19 protein-coding genes are annotated in these 21,539 nt (G+C 41.2%); 17 read left to right on the forward strand and 2 right to left on the reverse strand.

Translation table 11 applies throughout. The features are described from left to right. Positions 1-39 precede the first annotated feature (39 nt). The 9 genes from NXV01_RS04690 (at position 40) to NXV01_RS04730 (ending at position 11,982) form a co-directional block, all read left to right on the forward strand. Positions 40-426 carry a hypothetical protein gene (locus tag NXV01_RS04690; RefSeq protein WP_259021817.1) on the forward strand — a complete coding sequence of 129 codons (387 nt, stop codon included), beginning with the start codon at positions 40-42 and terminating at the stop codon, positions 424-426. 36 nt (positions 427-462) lie between these two features. Next, complete coding sequence (locus tag NXV01_RS04695; protein ID WP_259021818.1) at positions 463-1,332, forward strand: DUF4373 domain-containing protein; 870 nt, start codon at positions 463-465, stop codon at positions 1,330-1,332. 204 nt (positions 1,333-1,536) lie between these two features. Further along, positions 1,537-2,055, forward strand: a complete 519-nt coding sequence (locus NXV01_RS04700) for an HU family DNA-binding protein (protein WP_120079432.1) — start codon at positions 1,537-1,539, stop codon at positions 2,053-2,055. Positions 2,056-2,156: 101 nt separating this feature from the next. Beyond that, positions 2,157-2,693 (forward strand): N-acetylmuramoyl-L-alanine amidase, encoded by a 537-nt coding sequence (locus tag NXV01_RS04705; protein ID WP_259021819.1) that lies wholly within the window; start codon positions 2,157-2,159, stop codon positions 2,691-2,693. A gap of 5 nt (positions 2,694-2,698) precedes the next feature. Next, on the forward strand, positions 2,699-2,794 hold the full coding sequence (locus NXV01_RS04710) for a smalltalk protein (RefSeq protein WP_005681936.1): 96 nt from the start codon (positions 2,699-2,701) through the stop codon (positions 2,792-2,794). Positions 2,795-2,889: 95 nt separating this feature from the next. Continuing rightward, positions 2,890-6,528: a hypothetical protein gene (locus NXV01_RS04715; protein WP_259021820.1), complete on the forward strand. Its 3,639-nt coding sequence runs from the start codon at positions 2,890-2,892 to the stop codon at positions 6,526-6,528. A 14-nt stretch (positions 6,529-6,542) separates the two neighbouring features. Next, positions 6,543-9,806, forward strand: coding sequence for an RHS repeat-associated core domain-containing protein (locus tag NXV01_RS04720; RefSeq protein WP_259021821.1), 3,264 nt, complete (start codon positions 6,543-6,545; stop codon positions 9,804-9,806). Continuing rightward, positions 9,803-10,408 carry an imm11 family protein gene (locus tag NXV01_RS04725; RefSeq protein ID WP_259021822.1) on the forward strand — a complete coding sequence of 202 codons (606 nt, stop codon included), beginning with the start codon at positions 9,803-9,805 and terminating at the stop codon, positions 10,406-10,408. Before NXV01_RS04720 ends, NXV01_RS04725 begins: the two co-directional genes overlap by 4 nt. A gap of 215 nt (positions 10,409-10,623) precedes the next feature. Continuing rightward, on the forward strand, positions 10,624-11,982 hold the full coding sequence (locus NXV01_RS04730; protein WP_259021823.1) for a transposase: 1,359 nt from the start codon (positions 10,624-10,626) through the stop codon (positions 11,980-11,982). An 836-nt stretch (positions 11,983-12,818) separates the two neighbouring features. Here NXV01_RS04730 and NXV01_RS04735 read toward each other — a convergent pair. Then, on the reverse strand, positions 12,819-13,994 hold the full coding sequence (locus NXV01_RS04735; protein ID WP_259021824.1) for an IS256 family transposase: 1,176 nt from the start codon (positions 13,992-13,994) through the stop codon (positions 12,819-12,821). Positions 13,995-14,563: 569 nt separating this feature from the next. Between NXV01_RS04735 and NXV01_RS04740 the strand changes: the two genes are divergently transcribed. From NXV01_RS04740 to folK, 7 genes are read left to right on the forward strand one after another with little or no spacing between them, the layout of a single operon-like run. Continuing rightward, complete coding sequence (locus NXV01_RS04740; RefSeq protein WP_008641564.1) at positions 14,564-15,463, forward strand: methyltransferase domain-containing protein; 900 nt, start codon at positions 14,564-14,566, stop codon at positions 15,461-15,463. Positions 15,464-15,466: 3 nt separating this feature from the next. Continuing rightward, positions 15,467-16,348, forward strand: a complete 882-nt coding sequence (locus NXV01_RS04745; protein WP_117513332.1) for an ABC transporter permease — start codon at positions 15,467-15,469, stop codon at positions 16,346-16,348. A gap of 13 nt (positions 16,349-16,361) precedes the next feature. Next, positions 16,362-16,604 (forward strand): DUF3098 domain-containing protein, encoded by a 243-nt coding sequence (locus NXV01_RS04750; RefSeq protein ID WP_009001366.1) that lies wholly within the window; start codon positions 16,362-16,364, stop codon positions 16,602-16,604. Between the two features lie 2 nt (positions 16,605-16,606). Further along, entirely contained in the window at positions 16,607-17,461 is an 855-nt protein-coding gene (locus NXV01_RS04755; protein WP_148367806.1) for an undecaprenyl-diphosphate phosphatase, read from the forward strand. Further along, positions 17,461-18,183 carry a tRNA pseudouridine(55) synthase TruB gene (truB, locus tag NXV01_RS04760; RefSeq protein WP_259021825.1) on the forward strand — a complete coding sequence of 241 codons (723 nt, stop codon included), beginning with the start codon at positions 17,461-17,463 and terminating at the stop codon, positions 18,181-18,183. The genes NXV01_RS04755 and truB overlap by 1 nt, the downstream gene beginning before the upstream one ends. A gap of 17 nt (positions 18,184-18,200) precedes the next feature. Then, a complete protein-coding gene (gene queA / locus NXV01_RS04765; RefSeq protein ID WP_004298889.1) occupies positions 18,201-19,259 on the forward strand; it encodes a tRNA preQ1(34) S-adenosylmethionine ribosyltransferase-isomerase QueA in 1,059 nt (352 codons plus the stop codon). Next, positions 19,259-19,744, forward strand: a complete 486-nt coding sequence (folK, locus tag NXV01_RS04770) for a 2-amino-4-hydroxy-6-hydroxymethyldihydropteridine diphosphokinase (RefSeq protein WP_148367808.1) — start codon at positions 19,259-19,261, stop codon at positions 19,742-19,744. The genes queA and folK overlap by 1 nt, the downstream gene beginning before the upstream one ends. Here folK and NXV01_RS04775 read toward each other — a convergent pair. Next, positions 19,719-19,907: a hypothetical protein gene (locus tag NXV01_RS04775; RefSeq protein ID WP_259021826.1), complete on the reverse strand. Its 189-nt coding sequence runs from the start codon at positions 19,905-19,907 to the stop codon at positions 19,719-19,721. The two genes, folK and NXV01_RS04775, sit on opposite strands and share 26 nt — an antisense overlap. Positions 19,908-20,137: 230 nt before the next feature. Between NXV01_RS04775 and metK the strand changes: the two genes are divergently transcribed. Continuing rightward, positions 20,138-21,430 (forward strand): methionine adenosyltransferase, encoded by a 1,293-nt coding sequence (metK, locus tag NXV01_RS04780; protein WP_148367809.1) that lies wholly within the window; start codon positions 20,138-20,140, stop codon positions 21,428-21,430. Positions 21,431-21,539: the final 109 nt, after the last annotated feature.

Consider the following 21,539-nt stretch of genomic DNA (forward strand, 5'->3'; position numbering starts at 1 on the left):
ATAGAAACTAGTATTTATAATTTATAATTGGATAACAAAATGAAAAGCTCAAAAGTACAAACACTATGCGTTTGCGGATGTTGCAAACGCTCTCTTCCGGCAAGTGCCTTTTATATCAATAAGAAAACCGGTCTTCCCGGCAACTACTGTAAAGAATGTCGTAAAACTGTCAGCCGGAACCACCGGAAGAACGAGAAATGCTCCCTGGCATGCAACAGGGAAAGCAGTTATCCGGTAATTACCTCTACGGAAGATCCCGCGTTGCGACGGAAACTTATTCTGCATGCCCTTGAAACCGTAGCTGCCAGCATTGAACGGAAAAGGCGGAAAGTCCGTGAATCGGAGTTTGAACCCGAGTCAGGTTCTGAATCCCAATCCGGATCAGTCTTTGAATTGGAATTAGAATCAAAATCAGGATTAAAATAAGAATTGGCAGACTGATTTATAAAAACAATTTATATCATGGGACGAATAAAACAAGGGCTTGACTATTTCCCTTTGAATACCGATTTTATGCACGACCGTGTCGTACGCCGTGTGATGAAGCGTGAAGGCGATTCCGCCTTCACAATCCTGCTCTATACCCTGTCTTATCTATATTCGGGCGAGGGTTATTATATTCATGTCGACGATGACTTCTATGACGAACTCTCCGACCAGCTCTTCAGCACGGATAACGATAGTGTCCGGCGGGTGCTTCATCTGTTTGTGGAGTACGGTTTCTTCGATTCCTCTCTCTACGAACGTTACGGCATCCTGACTTCCGCCGACATTCAGCGGCAGTTCCTTTTTATCACTAAACGTCGCAGCCGCCGTCATATTTCTCCGGACTATTGTCTGCTGCCGGATGAGGAAACCGTACACTCCACCCTTCCGGATGCTGTTGCAGAAACCCCGGATATTGTAACGCAAACCCTCGATACTGTAACAGAATCCCCGGGTACTGCAACAAAAAGCACCCTCATAAAAAGAAAAGAAAAAGAAAGGAAAGAAAACATCCTCCCTAACCCTCCTTTGCCCAAAGGAGGGGATGAGGAAGAAGAGGGAGGAGATTTTTCTAACAGAAAACCGGCGAAGAAGAAACACGAACTGACACAGTCGGATATTGACCGGATGCAAGCTCCTGCTGACGGACACCCGCGCAACCTTTCCGGACTGTTGGATAACCTTCGTCTTTATCATATTCCTCCCTCCGAACAGTATGCAATCGTGCTGAAAAGTAATTACGGAGAAATCGGTGGTAAAGTTTGGAAGGGGTTCGGCGTCATTCGGGCAAGTGCCGGAAAGATCAAACTGCCCGGTCATTATTTGTTGAGTGTCCTGAATAACTGAATTAATAAGGGTTGTGATGCTTTTTTGTTATATAATATTTTGTAAATTAGTAATATAATAACAGATTTTTATATTAACGAATTTATTAACGCACACTTTTAAAATCTCTTGCACAGACAGAAATAAGGTCTTATATTTGCATTGTCGATAAGCTTAAAGACACAGACTAACTAGAATTATTAACGACTAAAAACTATTACAATTATGCCAGTATTGTACAAACCCTTCCAGTCAACTCTGGAAGACAAAAAAAGCGGTAAAAAACTCTTCTATCCCCGAGTTGTACGTTCGGGAAACGTAGATTCCGCACAACTTTCGAAAGAAATAGCAGCCTACTCTTCCCTCTCTCCGGGTGACGTAAAAAACACACTCGACAACCTAGTGACGGTGATGGGGCAACACTTACAATCTTCGGAAAGCGTAAGCGTGGACGGTCTTGGTACCTTCCGTATGGTGATGGTGGCTCGCGGCAAAGGTGTGGAAACCTCTGACGAAGTGTCGGCTGCACAGGCTACGCTTACCGTCCGATTCCAACCGGCGACTACCAGGAACCTTGACCGCACTACCGCTACCCGTTCGATGGTGACCGGTGCGAAGTGTGCTCGTTATGATAAACTTGTTTCCGATGCGGGTAGTGCGGAAGGCGGTAACTCCGGTGGAAGCGACAAGCCCGGTGGAGGCGGTAATGAAGGAGGTGGAGAAGCACCCGATCCGGCTGCATAAATGGTGTCACAGCAGTGAATAGTACACAAAATGTAAATGACAAACTTCGTAGGCTTAACTAAACATTTGACTTTTAACTAAACTAGAAATCATCCACTAACATGAGGATTATCAACTTGATTGTGGTGCATTGCAGCGCCACGAGGGAGGATTGTACACTTTCTCCGGAAGATTTGGACCGTTTGCACCGATGTCGCGGATTCAACGGAACAGGCTATCACTATTATATCCGCAAGGATGGAACAGTGCATCTCACCCGAGCAATCGAACGTGTCGGAGCACACGCAAAAGGTTTCAATACTCATTCAATAGGTATCTGCTATGAAGGTGGTCTGGACTGCCGGGGACGCCCGGCAGATACCCGGACTCCGGCACAACGGGCTACCCTCCGGCAACTTGTTGAGCAGTTGCAAAGGAAATTCCCCGGCTGCCGGGTATGCGGACACCGGGATCTTTCGCCCGATCTCAATGGGAATGGTGAGATAGAACCGGAAGAGTGGATTAAATCGTGTCCGTGTTTTGAGGTGGCAAAGGAATTCAAGGAGTTCGGAGCATTTGCCGATAGAACTGATGAGATTGGAAGTACGGAGAAAAACAGAGTAACACAACACATTAAAGAACAGAAAGGAGGTAAATGATGGCAATGAAGAAATCAGTATGGGACATGATCCTGAAAGTGGTTATCGCAGTGGCTTCAGCTTTGGCAGGAGTTTTGGGCGCTAACGCGATGAATTTGTAAAATATCATGAAGGTGTCGAAGGTTAACAATAACTTCTCAGACTTTCGACATCCTTTAAATAAACAAAAACTAAATAAGATATAAAAATTAAACTTATGATGAAAAAGAAACTGTACGCATTATTATTATGTATATTGGTGGGCGTATCTGTGAAAGCTCAGGACTTCTTTCCTGGACCAGATGTCCAGAATCTGACGGAGGGAAAAAATGTAGTGGTGGATTATGCAACGGGATTGTTTCACTATAAGGTTCCTCTGTATACTCTGAAATCCGGTGATTATGAATTACCTATTTCATTGGATTATGTAGGAAAAGGGGTGAAGGTGAGTGACCCTTATGGTTTGGTCGGATACAACTGGTCGCTCAATGTCGGTGGAATTGTTACCCGCACAATGCGTGGCGGATTTGCTGATGAGGAAAGAGGATATTTAATTAATAATGAATACTTTACTACTCCTCTGGAACAGGATGCCAAAAGTGTGGGGCTTCGCAAACGGGATGGAGAAAGCGATATCTTTACTGCAGTATTCAACGGAAAGAAGGTCGATTTTATTATTCAGATGGATGAAGATTTTCATGTATACGCTCTTCCGCTGGAACAGACAGATGTCCACATCGAGTGTGAGGGTGGTTATGCGAACATTACCGGTTGGGTGATTACGGATAATAACGGAGACCGGTATATTTACCGGCAGGAAGCCAAACATAAAGATGTCAAATATGTGAATGTATCCACTTCGAATGGTATTAGTACAGAGTATACCTCTGCGTGGTATCTTACCCGAATACTTCCATATAACGGTGCGCCAATCGATTTCTATTACAATGGAGATACTTACAGATTTTCCGATGAAGATGTATATGTAATGGATGTATATGATTCCTACAAGATGAATTACACATACGGCAGTCCTGTAAAAGAACAACCTTTTGATTTTGGTAAATATCGGTCGGAGTTTGACTTTTCCATTTCGAAGGCTAAATTTCACTTGAGCATGTGTTCTTTACAGATGAGTATTGAAGACTTGAATTCAAAATTGAGAGATTTTAACCAATACGGTCTGTCCGTTATCCAGCCACTTAACAGCGGCTATATAAAAACGAATGCCAGAATTGTCGGATTATTATCTGATATATCTCAAATGGATAACTTTTCAAAGCAATTGAAAGAAGCGCTGGAAAGTATGGCAAAATATTGCAGAAATATGTCTGGTGGTGATCGATATCATGCGGATATGGCTAGTAGCTATTTGGATGGAGCGGCATTTTGTATAGAATCGTATTTATCTGAGGTCCGGTATATTAAGACAAAAGAAATAAGTGGAGGAAGCAGTTATTCCGTTCTTTCTCCGTTGCTTGATAGGATTACTTCTTCTGAATATGTAATCAAGTTTGCCTATCATTCTTCCTCTACTTTATCTTCTGTTAGTTTGCATAACCGAAATATGGAATTGCTGTCGTCATATTCGATGGGTTCAGTATCCCCTCTGAAAGAACTGGCTTTCCTAGATAAGAACGGCAGAAAAATATCCATCACAAAGTTTGATTATTATGATAAGGATGATTTTTCCGGTTGGAAAGAGAAAGGAAAAGATCTTTGGGGATATCCTGTTGCACAAAATGAAGAAGATGAGGTATGTGAAGAATATGCTATGGTCAAGTCTTTGAAAAGTATAGCCTTGTCCGGCGGCGGAAAGATAGGGATCTGTTATGAAAGAAATAGGGCAAGAAATACCATAGTAGGGGGAATACGCTTAAAATCGTTGGTGTTCGGTGACATGGAGGGTGCACGGAATGATACTATTTTTTATGCTTATCCCCAAATGGGGGTGAGTGTGTATTATAACTTTTCCAATAAGGTTACTATTACTTATCCTATGTGTAGCGACATAATTGTTTATGACTGTGTACAGCCGGAAGGACATCCGATAATAAATACGGGTAATAATGGTTTTTATTATCCATGCGTGGCGGAGATAGTTTCTGGTAAAGGTAGCACTGTCTACCATTATCAGGTGGTTTCTCCTTCGTCGACGACTGATAACTATCCATATTGGCTGAACGGGTTACTGACAGAAAAACAGATGTACAATGTCGATGGAGAGTTGTTAAAAAGAGTTAGGTATATTTATGATGTACATGCGGACAGGGAAAATAGACTTCTGCAAATACAGCCTTCTAATTTTTATTTGGATGGTGATGAATTGAGGAGTTTTTACAATCATCAAGGAACTGCTTATTTGACAGGAGAAGAGTTTTATGAATGTAACATTAAGCCACGCCTGACTCCAACGAATACTGACAAACTCTATTATTTGCAGCATAGCTGGAAAATTGCTTTAAAGGAAGAAGTGGAATACAGGAATAACGGAAATACCCCGTATTATCAGACAAAGTATTTCTATGATAATGAGAAGTCTATGTTTCCTACTCGTATTGTTCGTATTGGATCGGACGGTATTGAACGGATCGAGGTTGTAAAACGGGTAATGGACATGGCAAATGTGGCAGATTCTGTTTTTATCAAAATGAAAGAAGCTCGTTTGCTTTCTCCTGTAATAAAATTGCAAAACTTGATTGATGGGAAACTGACCAATGAAACAGTATATCGATATCAATCGGATGGGAAGGGAAAGCCGGGATCTATAGTTTTGGCGGAAGAACTGACTTATACTCCTGACACTCCGAAAGTGTATCTTTCTGCTGTTATTGATACACTGTTATTTATTTATGGGGATGATAAATATGTGGTGGAAGCCTCTCATCGTTATGTTAGACAAAAGGAATTCCGGTTACGGGTAGAAACTGAAGGAAGAACGGCAGCGAAAAGCTATGCTTACGATGACTACGGGAAATTATTGATGGAAAGCGATGCGAACAGAATTGCGGTAAGTGACAAATATAAAGGAGCGAATGTGACAGTAAATGGGGCTGAAATTAACAGCGTATTGAAGTCTTTAAGAAAGTATAGGTATTTTTTTAATCAAGAAGAAGGAGTTTTTGAAGAAATAGAAGATAAACAATTCCTTCGTTTTTTAGCTTCAGCGGAAAATGACTTGATCTCTTCATTTATGTTGGAAATAATAAAAAATAGACCGGATTTAAGTATAGCTAGAAACTATTATGAACATATCGAAGAGAATGGTTACAAAGCATTAAGCGTATTTGTATATGAGTATGAACGGCTTATGAAACTCTATCCTGAATCCAGCGATTATTTAAGAGGTTTTTTAAATGAGGTGGAAGCATTATTCAGATTTGACAAACTTGAGCTTTTTAATTTTTTCTATTTAAAATTCAACGTTGCCAACAACGGGTTTGCTAATCTTCCACAATTAACTCCTCTTTCAGGTGTTCAATACATAAAATTATATATATTGGACGGCAATGAAACTGCTTCGGGAGTTATTGCTCATTCTGGTGGAAAGACTTCATATACCGTTGAGAGTGTTTCTTCCTCTAAACTGAAAATATACACTATATATTTGGGGGAGTATTCCGATATAACTTCTGTCACGACCTTAGGTCAAGGTTCTTACATGGCACTCGTCCCCGAAGGAGCCAATTTTGAAGCTATCTCTTATAATGAAGATGGCACGATATACGCTCGTTTCGATCAAAGTGGAAATGTAGAGTATTACACTTACGATTCCGTAGGGAGAGTGACCAAAGTAGAAGATCAGTACGGAAATATTCTGAAAATATACGAACACAACCAATCCATTAATGAATAAATTAGATATTTAATATGAAAACAGTAAAGATAAAACGAGCAGTAAGCCTGCTTTGTCTGCTTTTTTTCTCTCTTTTTATGAATGGGCAACAAGCGACAAGCTATACGAAAGCACGTAATTATACAGCAGAAGAAATTTATCTGGACGAAAGTTCCCGAATGGACAGGAATGCGGTACGAACTGTTCATAATATAGTCTATACCGACGGTTTCGGGTTCAAGCAACAGGAGATACAAGTAAACGGTAGCCCTGTGGATAATGCCGACTTGGTATTTTCTTACGCTTATAGTACAATGGGCAAGATTGAAAAAGAATACCTGCCGTATGCGAAAAACGATAACGGAGGCGCCTTTGATACTCTTTCTTCGGAACGTTGGAGCATGTATGGCACGGAAGAGCAGTCTTATGCCTATCATCTGACTCAATATGAGGACAACCCGCTGATGCGTGTATCCCGACAGATGGGGCCTGGTAAGGTATGGCACATTGCTGGTAAGAGTGTTCAATCCATTTATGGGATGAATGGGGAGGACGAGGTGAAGCACTACAAGGTAGCTCCCGATGGTTTGTTGACTATTTCTGGATTCTATGAAGCAGGAAAACTGGAAACCGTTGCCAAAACGGATGAAGACGGATGTCAGAGTATAACCTATACCGATTCCGATAAACGTATCATTCAGATTACATCTGTCAACGGTGAAGATAGTTTGAGAACTTGCTATGTGTATGATGATCGTAGCCGCCTTCGTTATGTCCTCTCTCCGGAAGCTGATCATCGGTTGGAAGCGGAAACGGATACGGTGGATGTCTCTGTCTTAAAAAGTCTGGTCTATACGTATGAGTACGATAACCGGGACCGCCTGATATCAAAATGTCTTCCGGGTTGCGAACCCGTTTATATGATTTATGATAGACGTGATCGTATAGCATTGGCCCAAGATGGAAAACAACGGAACGCTGATGCAAGGAAATGGAGTTATTTTCTTTATGATTGCCATAACCGCGTGATAGAAGAAGGCGAGGTGCAACTCTCTTCCGAACAGTCTCTTAGTGAACTCCGTCAATCGGCATGGGAAAGTGCGCGTTATCTTCCCGAGGGCATCCGTACGCCTTTGCAATATACAGTGTATGATAGCTATGAGCCGACGGAAAACGTGATAAGTCATTTCTTTGTTCCGGTTATCGGATATGATACGCTATATAATGTATATCCTACCGGTTTGGTAACAAGTGTAAAGGTACGTCTCCTCGGTACAGACGATTGGATAACAGAAACCACTTACTATGATACCCGTTCTCGTGCCATTCAGATTTTTTCCCATTATCCCGGAAAAGGATCACGACAGACTGATATTGCATACGACTTTACGGGTAATGTGTTGAAGCTAAGGGATAAAACTGGAGCAAACGTCTTGGAAACCATATACAAATATGATGAAAGAGGTAGATTGTTGACTAAAGACAATACTTGGAACGGAACGTCTTCCGACAAAGTGGTTTATACGTATGACAGGTTAGGTCGCCTGACGGGCAAGAGATATAATGACGTATGGACAGAAAGCCTCTCTTATAATATCCGCGGCTGGCTGACAGGAATAGAGAGCCCGCACTTCTCACAAATGCTACACTATACAGACGGATCAGGTACTCCTTGTTATAATGGAAATATCAGCAGTACAATATGGAAAACAGAAAACGGTTCGTTCAAAGGATATCAGTATGTATACGACGGATTTTCCCGTCTGAAAGACGCAAAGTATGGTGAAGGTATCCTGCTGAGTGACAATGTCGGTCGTTTTGACGAGCAAATCACGAACTATGATAGGAACGGAAATATCCTCTCACTGCTTCGCTACGGACAGACTTCTACCGCTGGCTACGGACTGGTTGATAACTTGAATCTGACCTATGCGGGAAATCAGTTACAATCGGTCTATGATAACGCCACTCATTCCGTGTACGGCAATGGTATGGAGTTTAAGAACGGTGCAACGGAGAGTATAGAGTATGTTTACGATGAAAATGGTAACTTAACGCAAGATTTGAATAAACAGATAGTTGTTATTCAATATAATTTATTAGATTTGCCAGAGAAAGTTGAGTTTGAGAATGGTAACAGTATCTTTTACCTCTATTCAGCTGACGGAACGAAATTTCGTTCTACTTATGTTTTAGGTAATGATACGACTGTCGTCTCTTATTTTGGCAATGCGATCTATGAGAATGATGTGTTAGTCCGAATGCTGACTTCGGATGGATATATAACACCTTCCGATGACAAGTTTCATTATTTCTGTTGCGACCATCAGGGCAATATTCGTGTTGTACTTGCGCAGAACGGGACAATGGAAGAAGTGAATGATTATTATCCTTTCGGAAGTTTACTTTCTTCATTTGTAAATTCCGTTCAGCCTTATAAGTATAATGGGAAAGAATTGGATCGTAAAAACGGATTGGATTGCTATGATTACGGGTCGAGAATGTATGATGCGACGTTGGGTAGATGGCATACGGTGGATCCGATGGCAGAACTTTATTGTGAAACCAGTCCATACAATTATTGTGGTAATAATCCTGTAAATAGATTTGATCCTGACGGAATGGATTATTGGAGCACAAATAATTCGGCTGAGATTGCCCGTTTTATGGATGCTCTTCGTTTCAATAATAGTTCTATCCTGGAGAGGTTTAACTTTAGCTCGTGGGATCATGCTACGGATGGTGAGTTCACAGGCAATTTGACATTCAACGATGAAACAAATACTTTTTATTCAAGTTATGGTATTGTTGAAGATGGAGTCCCTACTAGAGTTGGTGTTTCTGTAAAAGCATCCAATGTTTGGGAAGGTGGAGCTTCAATAGATGGAGGTAAAGGAAGATGGTATCGAAAAGCATCTGGTAGCCTGAACAATGTATATCCTGAGTTTGGGATTCTTACTTTTGCAAGAGGGATAGCTAATCTGTTATACAAGGGGGGGCAGAAGTTACCTGTTCAGATACACCACTTTGCTACAAATAAAAACTCTAAATATACGAAAAAGATGGCAGATATCGCTCAAATTTATGGATTAAAGCTAGATGAGGCTTGGAACAAAATGGCACTTCCGCATTTGGGAAGACATCCAAACGCATATCATGAGTTTGTATTGAGAGGTATGAAACAAGCTAGTATGGAAGCCGGTGGAAATCCTAAAAAGTTTTTGAAACTCTATAATAAATATGTGAAACAAAAAGTTATTAATAATCCCAATTTATTAAATAAATCAGGTTGGAAATGAAAAAATATTATTGTGTATATTGGAGAGATAATCCAGAGATTGCAAGTGCATGTTATGAGGATGAAAGTCTATTCGATTATGAGTTAATATCTCGGTTGGAAGGCAAAAATGAAATGCCGTTAGATTTTAAATTGAGAAGAATTAAGGAGGGAAAAGATGGCTTAACTATTGATGACAATACAGTAATAGTAAAAGATGTTTGGCAGGATTATCAGCCTAATAGCTTAGTGTGGCCTATAATGTCTGAAAAGTTTAAAAGTATAATTGAAGCGAGTTTGAAAGGCAATGAGCAAATAGATTGGATTACTTGCAATCTTAGAAATTTAGGTGAAACTAGAGAGTATTACATTTTGCGCTTCAATAAGCAAATGGATGTGCTGGACAAGAAGAAAACATTATTTATGGATGAAAGAAAAGAAAGTGTAATAAAGCCTGTCTTTTCTTTCTCTAAGATTAAAAATTACAGTTTGTTTGTATGTCCTTCATCCTATAATTTTTGGAAAATACCTTCTTCATTCTATGTTAATGAAGAAATAAAAAAGAAAATACAAAAAGAAAAATTAACAGGAATAGAGTTCGAAAAGGCGATTATAACGGAATAGATATTTCTGAACCATATTGTGATTTAGTTAATCATATTCGATAACCGTATTTGATGCTTGCCCTGACATGAGAACTCTTAATTAGGGATATTCAGTAAATAAAAAACATAAGGCAACTACTTCATTGCGAATTAGTTGCCTTTTTTGTATCTTTAAGCATTTCCCCGTAAATACAGTTTGACGACTAAAACGGGGGTAATTAAAAATAAAAACACATGGTAAAGATACGAAAAATTTCAGAAATTGAACCTACTTTAGGTTTTACAGAATTTGATATTCTCGAAAAATATCGTCAAAGTTTTGAAAAGAGTGAATTGGGGCGTCTTCATTCTCTTTTTCCTTTCTCCGAACTGGCTCAACAAATGGATTTACATGAATCTCGTCTGGGTCGTAAAAGTTATTTTTCTCCTGAAGGTAAAATCGCCTTAATGGTCTTGAAGTCCTATACTAACTTTTCAGATTCACAACTGATTGAACATTTAAACGATAATATTCATTACCAGTTATTTTGTGGTGTTCAGATTGATCCTCTTCATCCACTGACCAATCCTAAAATCGTCAGTGCAATTCGTCAGGAACTAGCAGATCGCCTTGATATTGAGTCCCTCCAGCCTATTCTGGCTGACCGTTGGAAACCTTATCTTGAGGACCTTCATGTCTGTATGACCGATGCCACCTGTTATGAAAGTCATCTGCGTTTCCCTACTGATGTCAAACTCTTATGGGAAGGTATTGTATGGCTTCATCGTCATCTGTGCAAACATTGCCGGACATTGCACATACAACGTCCCCGTAACAAGTATCTTGATGTAAGCCGTGCCTACCTTGCTTACAGTAAACTGCGTAAACGCAGGAAATCACAGACTCGTATGGTTAAACGCAGACTACTTCAGTTATTGGAAAAGTTACTGGACCAGCTGGAGCAGCTTCATTCATCCTACAGGCACAGGCTTACACTATCCTCTGATTATCAAAGACGTTTCTCGGTCATACAGACGGTCCTTGAGCAAGGGAAGAATTTATTTGCAGGTAAAAAAGTGCCTAACCGTATCGTGAGTATCGACCGGCATTACCTTCGCCCCATTATCAGAGGCAAGGAAACCAAATCCGTTGAATTCGGAGCCAAAGTCAACAATATACAGATAGATGGAATCTCCTTTATAGAACATATCTCCTTTAAGGCTTTTAACGAAGGAGTACGTTTAAAAGACTGTATTCATCTGCAACAACAACTGATCAAGGTTAGGGTTAAGGCGCTTGCAGCGGATTCAATCTATGCTAATAATGCCAACCGGAAATTTTGTACAAAATATCATATAAGTACTTCCTTTAAGCGTAAGGGCAGAGCGGCCAAAGATGAGCCGCTTCGGAAGATCTTACGGTCGGAACTTAGCCGTGAAAGAGCTACCCGTCTGGAAGGAAGTTTTGGTACACAGAAACAACATTACTCACTGGCTAGGATAAAAGCCAGAAACAGAAAAACGGAAATTCTTTGGATTTTCTTTGGAATACATACGGCCAACGCGATATGTATGATAGAAAAGGTTGAAAAGAAAAAAAGAGCGGCAGCATAATCAGACTGAAATAAGAACAGAAGAGGAGAGGTTTTTAACTTCACCTAAAAAAGTATGTGCATAACGCAGTGTTGCGAAGAAAAAACAACAATATGTAAATAATATTCTTGTAAAAAGATAGAAGAATCGAGAATTTGCCAAGAAAAATACAGAGAAAAGTTCACGAAAAGGAGAGCTGATCTCTGTATTTATAAGAAAGAGGGACATTTACTGAATATCCCTAATTATTAGTTTCATGTCAGGTTTTTTTTGCATTACTCTGGGTTAAATCAAGATGGATAGCACTTCGATGTACAAATAGGTAGCAAATACACAAGAAAAGGAGTTTGCGTTGTCATTTTGCAGCAACTTTATTCAAGAAAATATAAATATATGTTTTTGGATAAATTAAGAATATTGTAATTATAAGTTTTGATTCTTATGTATATTATCGATAATAAGGAAGGCCAAGTTATAAAAGAAATAGGCTTAAACTAGCCCATTGATTGGTGTTTATCAAATAGATGATAACAAAATGCTCGTTTTGGAAGAAACTTATATTAGAACAGTTAACCCTTATGGGGAAATTGTTTAAGATATGACGACTGATTTAATTGATGATTTTAATATTCAGGATGATGTACTATATGTATTCGCTGATAATAATAAGTACACATATAAATTATAGCGTCCTATTCTAGTATAAAGTGAGGGAGCGTAAAATAAACTGTGTCAAGCCTTCTTTTCTCTAAAATCTCTTCGGTCGGGGAACGCCCAGCGGCAAGGGGCGGGACCACCCGTCCCGACGAGCGACAAAATTAGATTAAAATCAATCGTTCTCCAAATTTAATTGCTAATTATTGTGCGATTATAGCCCAATTAGCAATAGGCATAGTCCACTTTTTACGTACGTTCCGGTAAGCAAGATAAACCAATTTTTCAAGGGCTGTATCCGTAGGGAATACGCCCTTGTTTTTGGTAACCTTACGAATCTGCCGATGATATCCTTCAACAGTATTAGTAGTGTAGATAAGTGTTCTAATACCTTGAGTAAATTGGAAATACGCAGATAGCCGTTCCCAATTATCCCTCCATGATTTTATCACAATAGGATAAAGTTTTCCCCATTTCTTATCCAAATTATCCAGTTCCATTTCAGCTGTTTCTTTGCTTACAGCTTTGTAAACAAGTTTAAGGTCTTTCATAAATTCCTTTTGATTCTTGCTGGCTACGTATTTGATGGAGTTGCGAATTTGGTGGACAATACAAAGTTGGACAGTAGTATCAGGATAAACACTCGCAATAGCATCAGGAAAACCTTTCAGGCCATCTACACAAGCTATCAGAATATCCTTCACACCACGATTCTGAAGATCCGTAAGGACGGACAACCAAAAATTAGCGCCTTCGCTATGAGCAATATACATCCCTAAAAGTTCTTTATGACCTTCCGAGTCTATTCCCAAAACATTATAGATAGCGCGGCTGACAGACTGACCGCGATCATCCATTACTTTATAATGAATAGCATCCATGAAAACAATGGGGTAAACAGAATCAAGACTGCGAGACTTCCAAGCCTTTATTTCCGGAAGTACACGATCGGTGATTGAACTGATTGTATCGGCAGATACACGATTACCTAAGTTTTCCTCCATCCAATCATTGATTTGACGCGTACTGTTACCCAAAGCATACAAACCGATAATACGATCAGAAACGCTCTCCGCAAGAACCGTTTCACGCTTCTTTATAAACTGAGGATCAAAGCTGGAATTACGATCACGGGGAGTGGAAACAGTAACCTCCCCTAAGGGAGTTTGAACCTGCTTATGCATCCTGCCATTACGGCGATTACCCTCTTCACGCTCTGTTGGACTAAGATGCGCATCCATCTCACCTTCCAAGGCGGCGTTAAGAATACTTTCTAAAAGAGGAGCAAAAGCACCATCTTTACCTAACAAGGATTTACCCGATTTAAGTTGTTCGAGAGCCTTGTTCTTAATACTTTCAAAATCAAATTCTTCGTTCATAAAAAAAAACTGTGTTAGCAAAGTTAATTCTTTTTTCTTTCCTGACACAGTTTAAATTACATTCTCTAAAGTGACTTGGAAATCAATTTAGTTAACCATGTTCGAGTCTTATTATGTTTTGTGAAATATTCTTTTAAGTCATGACTTCCGGTATGGATCAGCTTTGAACTTTGATACATACCGGTTTCTTTTTGTTTTAGAGTCTGTTTAAATTTTCCTCAATAATAATTTTATAGTTGCCAATTTGACCATTTCCTCTGCTGAATCGAATGTTGTCTCTTCCATTTTTCCGCCTTGTCGAAATGTTAATAGTCTATCATGGTCTCGTCAACCCAGCTACAGAAACATGGGCTTTTCCGTTAATCTGACTTTTTAATCTTTCTTCAAAAAGATATCTTGTCCCGATATGAGCTGTCAAAACTACTCTCATCTTGTATCGGGAGCAACTCTTCTATTAAAAGTCCTTAACGAAAGCCCAATCCATCACTTTTTATTTGTTTCTTTGCACCAAATTCGGGTATAGTGTTGTCTTGTCATTCGAGGCGGCTCTTAATTTTGCTTAGAAATTAATGGAGAAACTCAGTATAAATGCTTGTCCGGTGTGTGGCGGTACGCACTTGAAACGCGTCATGACTTGTACGGATTTTTATGCTTCGGGCGAACAGTTTGAACTGTATTCGTGTGAAGACTGTGGATTTACATTCACACAAGGAGTTCCCGTGGAAGCAGAGATAGGCAAGTATTATGAGACTCCCGACTACATCTCCCACACTGATACGCGCAAGGGAGCGATGAATAATATCTACCATTACGTACGTTCTTATATGCTGGGTCGCAAAGCGCGTCTGGTAGCCAAGGAAGCGCATCGCAAGACGGGGCGTTTGCTCGATATAGGTACGGGAACCGGTTATTTTTCCGATACAATGGTTCGTCGGGGATGGAAGGTAGAGGCAGTGGAGAAAAGTCCGCAGGCACGTGAGTTTGCAAAAACACATTTCGAACTGGATGTAAAGCCCGAATCGGCTCTGAAAGAGTTTGCTCCTGCTAGTTTTGATGTCATCACTCTCTGGCATGTGATGGAGCATCTCGAATCTTTGAATGAGACTTGGGAGACGCTTCGCGAACTGCTGACAGAAAAAGGAGTATTGATTGTGGCAGTACCCAACTGCTCTTCTTATGATGCCAAGCGCTACGGTGAGTATTGGGCGGCTTATGACGTTCCCCGCCATCTTTGGCATTTCACTCCGGGCACTATACAACAGTTGGCTTCCCGCCATGGTTTTATTATGGCGGCACGTCATCCGATGCCGTTCGATGCGTTTTACGTATCTATGTTGAGCGAGAAACATCGTGGCAGTTCATGCAGTTTCCTGAAAGGGATGTTTGCCGGGACGTTGGCCTGGTTCAATGCTTTGGGAAGGAAAGAACGCAGCAGTTCAATGATTTATGTATTCCGAAAAAAGAGATAACGCATGGGAAATCAAAACAAATATAAGTCAGGTTCGATTTTCGACATGCAGTTCATCACGTCGAGTATCAGTACGACACTGGTATTGCTGTTGCTCGGACTGGTTGTCTTTTTTGTATTGACAGCGCACAATCTTTCCGTATATGTCCGCGAGAATATCAGTTTCTCCGTTCTTATCAGCGACGACATGAAGGAAGCGGATATACTGAAACTTCAGAAGAAGCTGAATCAGGAACCTTTCGTGAAACAATCCGAATATATCTCTAAAAAACAAGCACTGAAAGAACAGACGGAAGCAATGGGAACCGATCCGGAAGAATTTCTGGGCTATAACCCTTTTACCGCTTCCATCGAAATCAAACTCCATTCTGACTATGCCAACTCGGACAGCATTGCGAAGATAGAGAAAATGATTAAAAAGAATACCAACATACAAGATGTGCTCTATCGAAAGGAGTTGATTGACGCCGTGAATGATAACATACGAAATATCAGTCTGGTACTGCTTGCCTTGGCGGTCGTGCTTACTTTTATTTCTTTTGCCCTGATAAACAATACCATAAGACTGGCTATTTACTCCAAACGCTTCCTTATTCACACCATGAAACTGGTAGGGGCGAGTTGGGGATTTATCCGGGGGCCATTCCTTCGAAAGAATGTATGGAGCGGGATATTGGCAGCCATCGTTGCCGATTCCATATTGATGGGAACCGCCTATTGGGCTGTGACATACGAACAGGAATTGCTTCAGGTCATCACGCCTGAAGTCATGTTGATAGTCTGTGCAAGCGTATTGGCGTTTGGAATTGTAATAACGTGGCTATGCGCCTATTTCTCCATGAATAAATACTTGAGAATGAAAGCGAACAGCCTGTACTATATTTAAAAAAAAATAAACTATGTCTGACAAGCAGAAATTTGCCTTTGATAAAGTGAACTTTATCTTGCTCGCAATAGGGATGGCGATTGTTATTATCGGCTTTCTATTGATGACGGGACCTACATCGTCCGAAACGCTTTTTGAACCCGATATTTTCAGTGTACGCAGAATCAAGGTAGCGCCGGTCGTTTGCCTGTTTGGCTTTATATCTATGATTTATGCAGTATTGCGCAAACCTAAAACACAAAAAACAGAAGAATAAAAATGGGGGATTTAACAACATTTGAGACGATTATTATTGCTATTGTAGAAGGGCTGACCGAGTTTTTACCGGTTTCTTCTACAGGACACATGATTATTACACAAAACATACTAGGGGTAGAAAGTACGGAATTTGTAAAAGCGTTTACTGTAATTATTCAGTTTGGCGCAATTCTTTCAGTAGTCTGCCTTTACTGGAAACGTTTTTTCCGGTTGAACCATACACCGGCTCCTGCAGGCGCTTCTGCTTTGAAGTGTTTTCTGCATAAATTCGATTTTTACTGGAAGCTGCTGGTGGCTTTTATTCCTGCTGCAATTTTGGGTTTCCTGTTTAGCGATAAGATAGACGAGATGCTCGAAAGTGTAGCGATAGTAGCAGTGATGCTGGTAATCGGTGGTATATTCATGCTGTTCTGCGATAAGATTTTTTCGAAGGGAAGTAAAGATACCGTGCTGACAGAAAAAAAGGCATTCAATATCGGTTTGTTTCAATGTATTGCAATGATACCGGGTGTATCCCGTTCGATGGCTACCATCGTCGGAGGTATGGCCCAGAAACTGACTCGTAAGGATGCTGCTGAGTTTTCATTCTTTCTTGCCGTGCCAACTATGTTTGCGGCAACTGGCTACAAGGTCTTGAAACTCTTCCTGGATGGTGGAACCGAGATTCTTGTCAACAACATGCCGGCACTTATTATCGGTAATGTGGTGGCTTTTGTCGTTGCTTTGCTGGCTATCAAGTTCTTTATTAGCTTTGTTACGAAATATGGCTTTAAAGCATTTGGCTGGTACAGAATTATAGTTGGCGGAATCATTCTGGTAATGCTGTTGCTTGGATATAACTTAGAAATTGGCTGATGAATTTTAAAAAAGGAGAAGTACTGTTTTTCAATAAACCTTTCGGATGGACTTCATTTAAAGTAGTAGGGCATGCCCGCTATCATATTTGCCGCCGGATAGGAGTGAAAAAACTAAAAGTCGGCCATGCCGGAACACTGGACCCGCTTGCAACAGGGGTGATGATTGTATGTACAGGCAAGGCAACCAAACGAATAGAAGAGTTTCAATATCATACGAAGGAGTATGTTGCAACGTTGCGTTTGGGTGCCACTACTCCGTCATACGATTTGGAACATGAAATAGATGCCACCTACCCTACCAAACATATCACGAGGGAACTGGTGGAAGAAGTGCTGACGCATTTTATCGGTGCCATCGATCAGGTACCTCCTGCTTTCTCTGCCTGTATGGTAGACGGTAAGCGTGCTTACGAACTGGCCCGGAAAGGAGAAGAAGTCGAACTAAAAGCAAAACAGCTTGTTATCGACGAGATTGAATTGCTGGAATGTCGTCTGGATGATCCGGAACCGATGATTCAAATCCGTGTCGTATGCAGCAAAGGGACTTATATCCGTGCCCTGGCCCGCGACATCGGTGAAGCACTCCATAGCGGAGCTCACCTGACAGGATTGATCCGCACCCGCGTAGGTGATGTCCGGTTGGAAGACTGCCTGAACCCCGAACACTTTAAAGAGTGGATCGACGGACAGGAGATAGAAAATGAGGAAGAAAATAATTAACGTAATAAGGAATAGATATGAAATTATCACAATTCAAATTTAAGTTACCCGAGGATAAGATCGCTCTACATCCTATGAAATATAGGGATGAGTCGCGTTTGATGGTATTGCATCGTAATACAGGTAAGATTGAGCACAAGATGTTCAAAGATGTGTTGGACTACTTTGATGATAAAGATGTGTTTATATTCAATGATACGAAGGTGTTTCCTGCCCGCTTGTATGGTAACAAGGAGAAGACAGGTGCTCGTATCGAGGTATTCTTGTTGCGTGAGTTGAATGAAGAACTTCGTTTATGGGACGTATTGGTTGATCCGGCACGTAAGATACGTATCGGTAACAAGCTGTATTTCGGTCCGGACGATTCAATGGTGGCTGAAGTGATTGATAACACCACTTCTCGCGGGCGTACGCTCCGTTTCCTTTACGACGGACCTCATGACGAGTTCAAAAAGGCACTGTATTCTTTGGGTGAAACTCCACTCCCCCACTCTATTATCAACCGTCCTGTAGAACCGGAAGATGCTGAACGCTTCCAGTCAATTTTCGCAAAGAACGAAGGTGCGGTGACTGCCCCGACTGCTAGTTTGCACTTCAGCCGTGAGTTGATGAAACGTCTGGAAATCAAAGGTGTGGACTTTGCATATATCACTCTGCACGCCGGTCTGGGTAACTTCCGCGACATCGACGTAGAGGACTTGACGAAGCATAAGATGGATTCAGAACAAATGTTTGTAAACGAAATGGCGGTGAAAACTGTGAATCGTGCCAAAGATAACGGTAGAAATGTATGTGCGGTAGGTACGACAGTGATGCGTGCTATTGAAAGCGCAGTCAGCACCGACGGACATCTCAAGGAATTTGAAGGATGGACTAACAAGTTTATCTTCCCTCCATATGAATTTACCGTAGCCAATTCAATGATTTCCAATTTCCACATGCCGCTTTCTACCTTACTGATGATTGTAGCTGCTTTCGGTGGTTATGATCAAGTGATGGATGCTTATCATGTAGCATTGAAAGAAGGTTACCGTTTCGGCACGTATGGAGATGCAATGCTGATTTTGGACAAATAATGGCAAAAGTTTATCTGGGACTCGGCACTAACCTCGGAGATAAAGAACAAAATCTTCGGGATGCCGTGCAAAAAATAGAAGAGCAGGTGGGGAAAATAGTTTCCCTGTCTGCTTTTTACATAACTGCCCCTTGGGGATTTTCTTCCGATAACAGTTTCCTGAATGCAGCAGTTTGTGTAGATACCGGATTGACTCCCATAGACGTTTTACAGAGAACGCAGGCAATTGAACAGGAATTGGGACGTACGAAGAAATCCGTCAACGGTATATATAGCGACCGCCTGATTGATATTGACCTGTTGCTTTATGATGATTTGATACTTTCCACCACTTCTCCCTCCGGAGCGAAGTTGATCCTCCCCCATCCGTTGATGGCAGAACGTGACTTCGTTATGAAGCCGCTGGCAGAAATTGCTCCCGGATTAGTGCATCCGGTACTTGGAAAAACGATGAAGGAACTTACTTCTTCTTTTTCTCCGCAATAAACACCGGCAAATAGGCAATGCATCCTACCAATACTGCATACAACAAATGAATCTCCTGAAACGGCTTGTCGATGAAATGGCAGACAATGGCATAGATAGCAATCGTGAAGCCTATATAAAGTGCCAACACCAAAAGCGTTTTAAATTTCTTATTTAGAATCATTATAAATCTATTTATGTGTTAAATACAGGGCAAAGATACTCATAATCTCCGAAATCTCTTTATCTTTGTACCCGAAATGAAAGTGTGGACAGATTTGAGTAGCTTGCAACCACGGAAAAAAATGCTAAAACACGTCTGATTGACGCCTTTCGGTTTATCCTTTGCAGCACTCGCCTCTCCTACTCTCTCTCATTTTTTAATTTTCAATTTTTAATTCTTAATTTAAAAAGATGGGATACTTATTTACATCCGAATCGGTGTCAGAAGGACACCCCGACAAGGTAGCCGATCAAATATCGGATGCCGTGCTTGACAAACTGTTGGCTTACGACCCCAGTTCGAAAGTAGCTTGCGAAACACTAGTGACTACCGGACAAGTGGTGCTAGCGGGTGAAGTGAAAACTAAAGCGTACGTTGACCTCCAGCTCATCGCACGCGAAGTGATTAAGAAAATCGGTTATACCAAAGGAGAGTACATGTTCGAAAGTAACTCTTGTGGCGTACTTTCCGCTATTCATGAGCAAAGCCCCGATATCAACCGTGGTGTAGAGCGTCAGGACCCGATGGAACAGGGTGCAGGCGACCAGGGTATGATGTTTGGCTACGCTACCAATGAAACGGAAAACTACATGCCGCTTTCTCTTGATCTGGCACACCGCATTCTGCAAGTGCTGGCCGACATTCGTCGTGAAGGAAAGGTGATGACTTACCTCCGCCCCGATGCCAAAAGCCAGGTTACTATTGAATATGATGACAACGGAACTCCTGTTCGCATTGATACAATCGTTGTTTCTACGCAACATGATGACTTTATCCAACCGGAAGATGATTCTCAAGCTGCCCAGTTGAAAGCTGACGAAGAAATGCTGTCTATCATCCGTCGTGATGTGATCGAGATTCTGATGCCTCGTGTCATTGCTTCTATCCATCACGATAAAGTGTTGGCGCTGTTTAATGATAAAATCATTTATCATGTGAATCCTACGGGCAAGTTCGTAATTGGTGGTCCTCACGGAGATACCGGTTTGACAGGTCGTAAGATTATCGTTGATACTTATGGTGGCAAAGGTGCTCACGGTGGTGGTGCTTTCTCCGGAAAAGATCCTAGCAAGGTAGACCGTAGCGCAGCTTATGCGGCGCGTCATATTGCTAAGAATATGGTAGCGGCAGGCGTAGCAGATGAAATGCTTGTACAGGTGAGCTATGCTATCGGTGTGGCTCGTCCGATCAATATCTTTGTAGATACTTATGGTCGTTCCCACGTCAATATGACGGATGGTGAGATTGCCCGCGTTATCGACCAGTTGTTCGATCTTCGCCCGAAAGCAATCGAAGAACGTCTGAAACTTCGTAATCCTATTTATCAGGAAACAGCCGCTTACGGCCATATGGGACGTGAACCGCAAGTGGTAACGAAGAAATTCTTCTCTCGCTACGAAGGGGACAAAACTGTGGAAGTAGAACTCTTTACATGGGAGAAACTTGACTACGTAGATAAAATTAAAGCTGCTTTTGGTCTGTAAAATAGTCTGAAAGCGAGCTTAGCTCGTTCAGTAAGAGCCACAACCTCAACTCCTTTTGGTAGGAAATAGAGGTTGTGGCTCTTGATTTTAAATAAGTTATATTTAAATA

This window comes from Bacteroides sp. BFG-606, from assembly GCF_024788145.1.
In the GTDB taxonomy this organism is placed as follows: Bacteria; Bacteroidota; Bacteroidia; order Bacteroidales; family Bacteroidaceae; genus Bacteroides; species Bacteroides vicugnae.

Bases quoted from the DNA above. Each gene is read 5' to 3' on its own strand.
- metK (WP_148367809.1), top strand. From the start codon at position 20,138: ATGGGATACTTATTTACATCCGAATCGGTGTCAGAAGGACACCCCGAC.
- NXV01_RS04725 (WP_259021822.1), top strand. From the start codon at position 9,803: ATGAAAAAATATTATTGTGTATATTGGAGAGATAATCCAGAGATTGCA.
- NXV01_RS04730 (WP_259021823.1), top strand. From the start codon at position 10,624: ATGGTAAAGATACGAAAAATTTCAGAAATTGAACCTACTTTAGGTTTT.
- NXV01_RS04710 (WP_005681936.1), top strand. From the start codon at position 2,699: ATGAAGAAATCAGTATGGGACATGATCCTGAAAGTGGTTATCGCAGTG.
- NXV01_RS04745 (WP_117513332.1), top strand. From the start codon at position 15,467: ATGGGAAATCAAAACAAATATAAGTCAGGTTCGATTTTCGACATGCAG.
- NXV01_RS04750 (WP_009001366.1), top strand. From the start codon at position 16,362: ATGTCTGACAAGCAGAAATTTGCCTTTGATAAAGTGAACTTTATCTTG.
- NXV01_RS04705 (WP_259021819.1), top strand. From the start codon at position 2,157: ATGAGGATTATCAACTTGATTGTGGTGCATTGCAGCGCCACGAGGGAG.
- NXV01_RS04720 (WP_259021821.1), top strand. From the start codon at position 6,543: ATGAAAACAGTAAAGATAAAACGAGCAGTAAGCCTGCTTTGTCTGCTT.
- NXV01_RS04700 (WP_120079432.1), top strand. From the start codon at position 1,537: ATGCCAGTATTGTACAAACCCTTCCAGTCAACTCTGGAAGACAAAAAA.
- NXV01_RS04695 (WP_259021818.1), top strand. From the start codon at position 463: ATGGGACGAATAAAACAAGGGCTTGACTATTTCCCTTTGAATACCGAT.
- truB (WP_259021825.1), top strand. From the start codon at position 17,461: ATGAATTTTAAAAAAGGAGAAGTACTGTTTTTCAATAAACCTTTCGGA.
- NXV01_RS04690 (WP_259021817.1), top strand. From the start codon at position 40: ATGAAAAGCTCAAAAGTACAAACACTATGCGTTTGCGGATGTTGCAAA.
- folK (WP_148367808.1), top strand. From the start codon at position 19,259: ATGGCAAAAGTTTATCTGGGACTCGGCACTAACCTCGGAGATAAAGAA.
- NXV01_RS04715 (WP_259021820.1), top strand. From the start codon at position 2,890: ATGATGAAAAAGAAACTGTACGCATTATTATTATGTATATTGGTGGGC.
- NXV01_RS04735 (WP_259021824.1), bottom strand. From the start codon at position 13,994: ATGAACGAAGAATTTGATTTTGAAAGTATTAAGAACAAGGCTCTCGAA.
- NXV01_RS04740 (WP_008641564.1), top strand. From the start codon at position 14,564: ATGGAGAAACTCAGTATAAATGCTTGTCCGGTGTGTGGCGGTACGCAC.
- queA (WP_004298889.1), top strand. From the start codon at position 18,201: ATGAAATTATCACAATTCAAATTTAAGTTACCCGAGGATAAGATCGCT.
- NXV01_RS04755 (WP_148367806.1), top strand. From the start codon at position 16,607: ATGGGGGATTTAACAACATTTGAGACGATTATTATTGCTATTGTAGAA.
- NXV01_RS04775 (WP_259021826.1), bottom strand. From the start codon at position 19,907: ATGATTCTAAATAAGAAATTTAAAACGCTTTTGGTGTTGGCACTTTAT.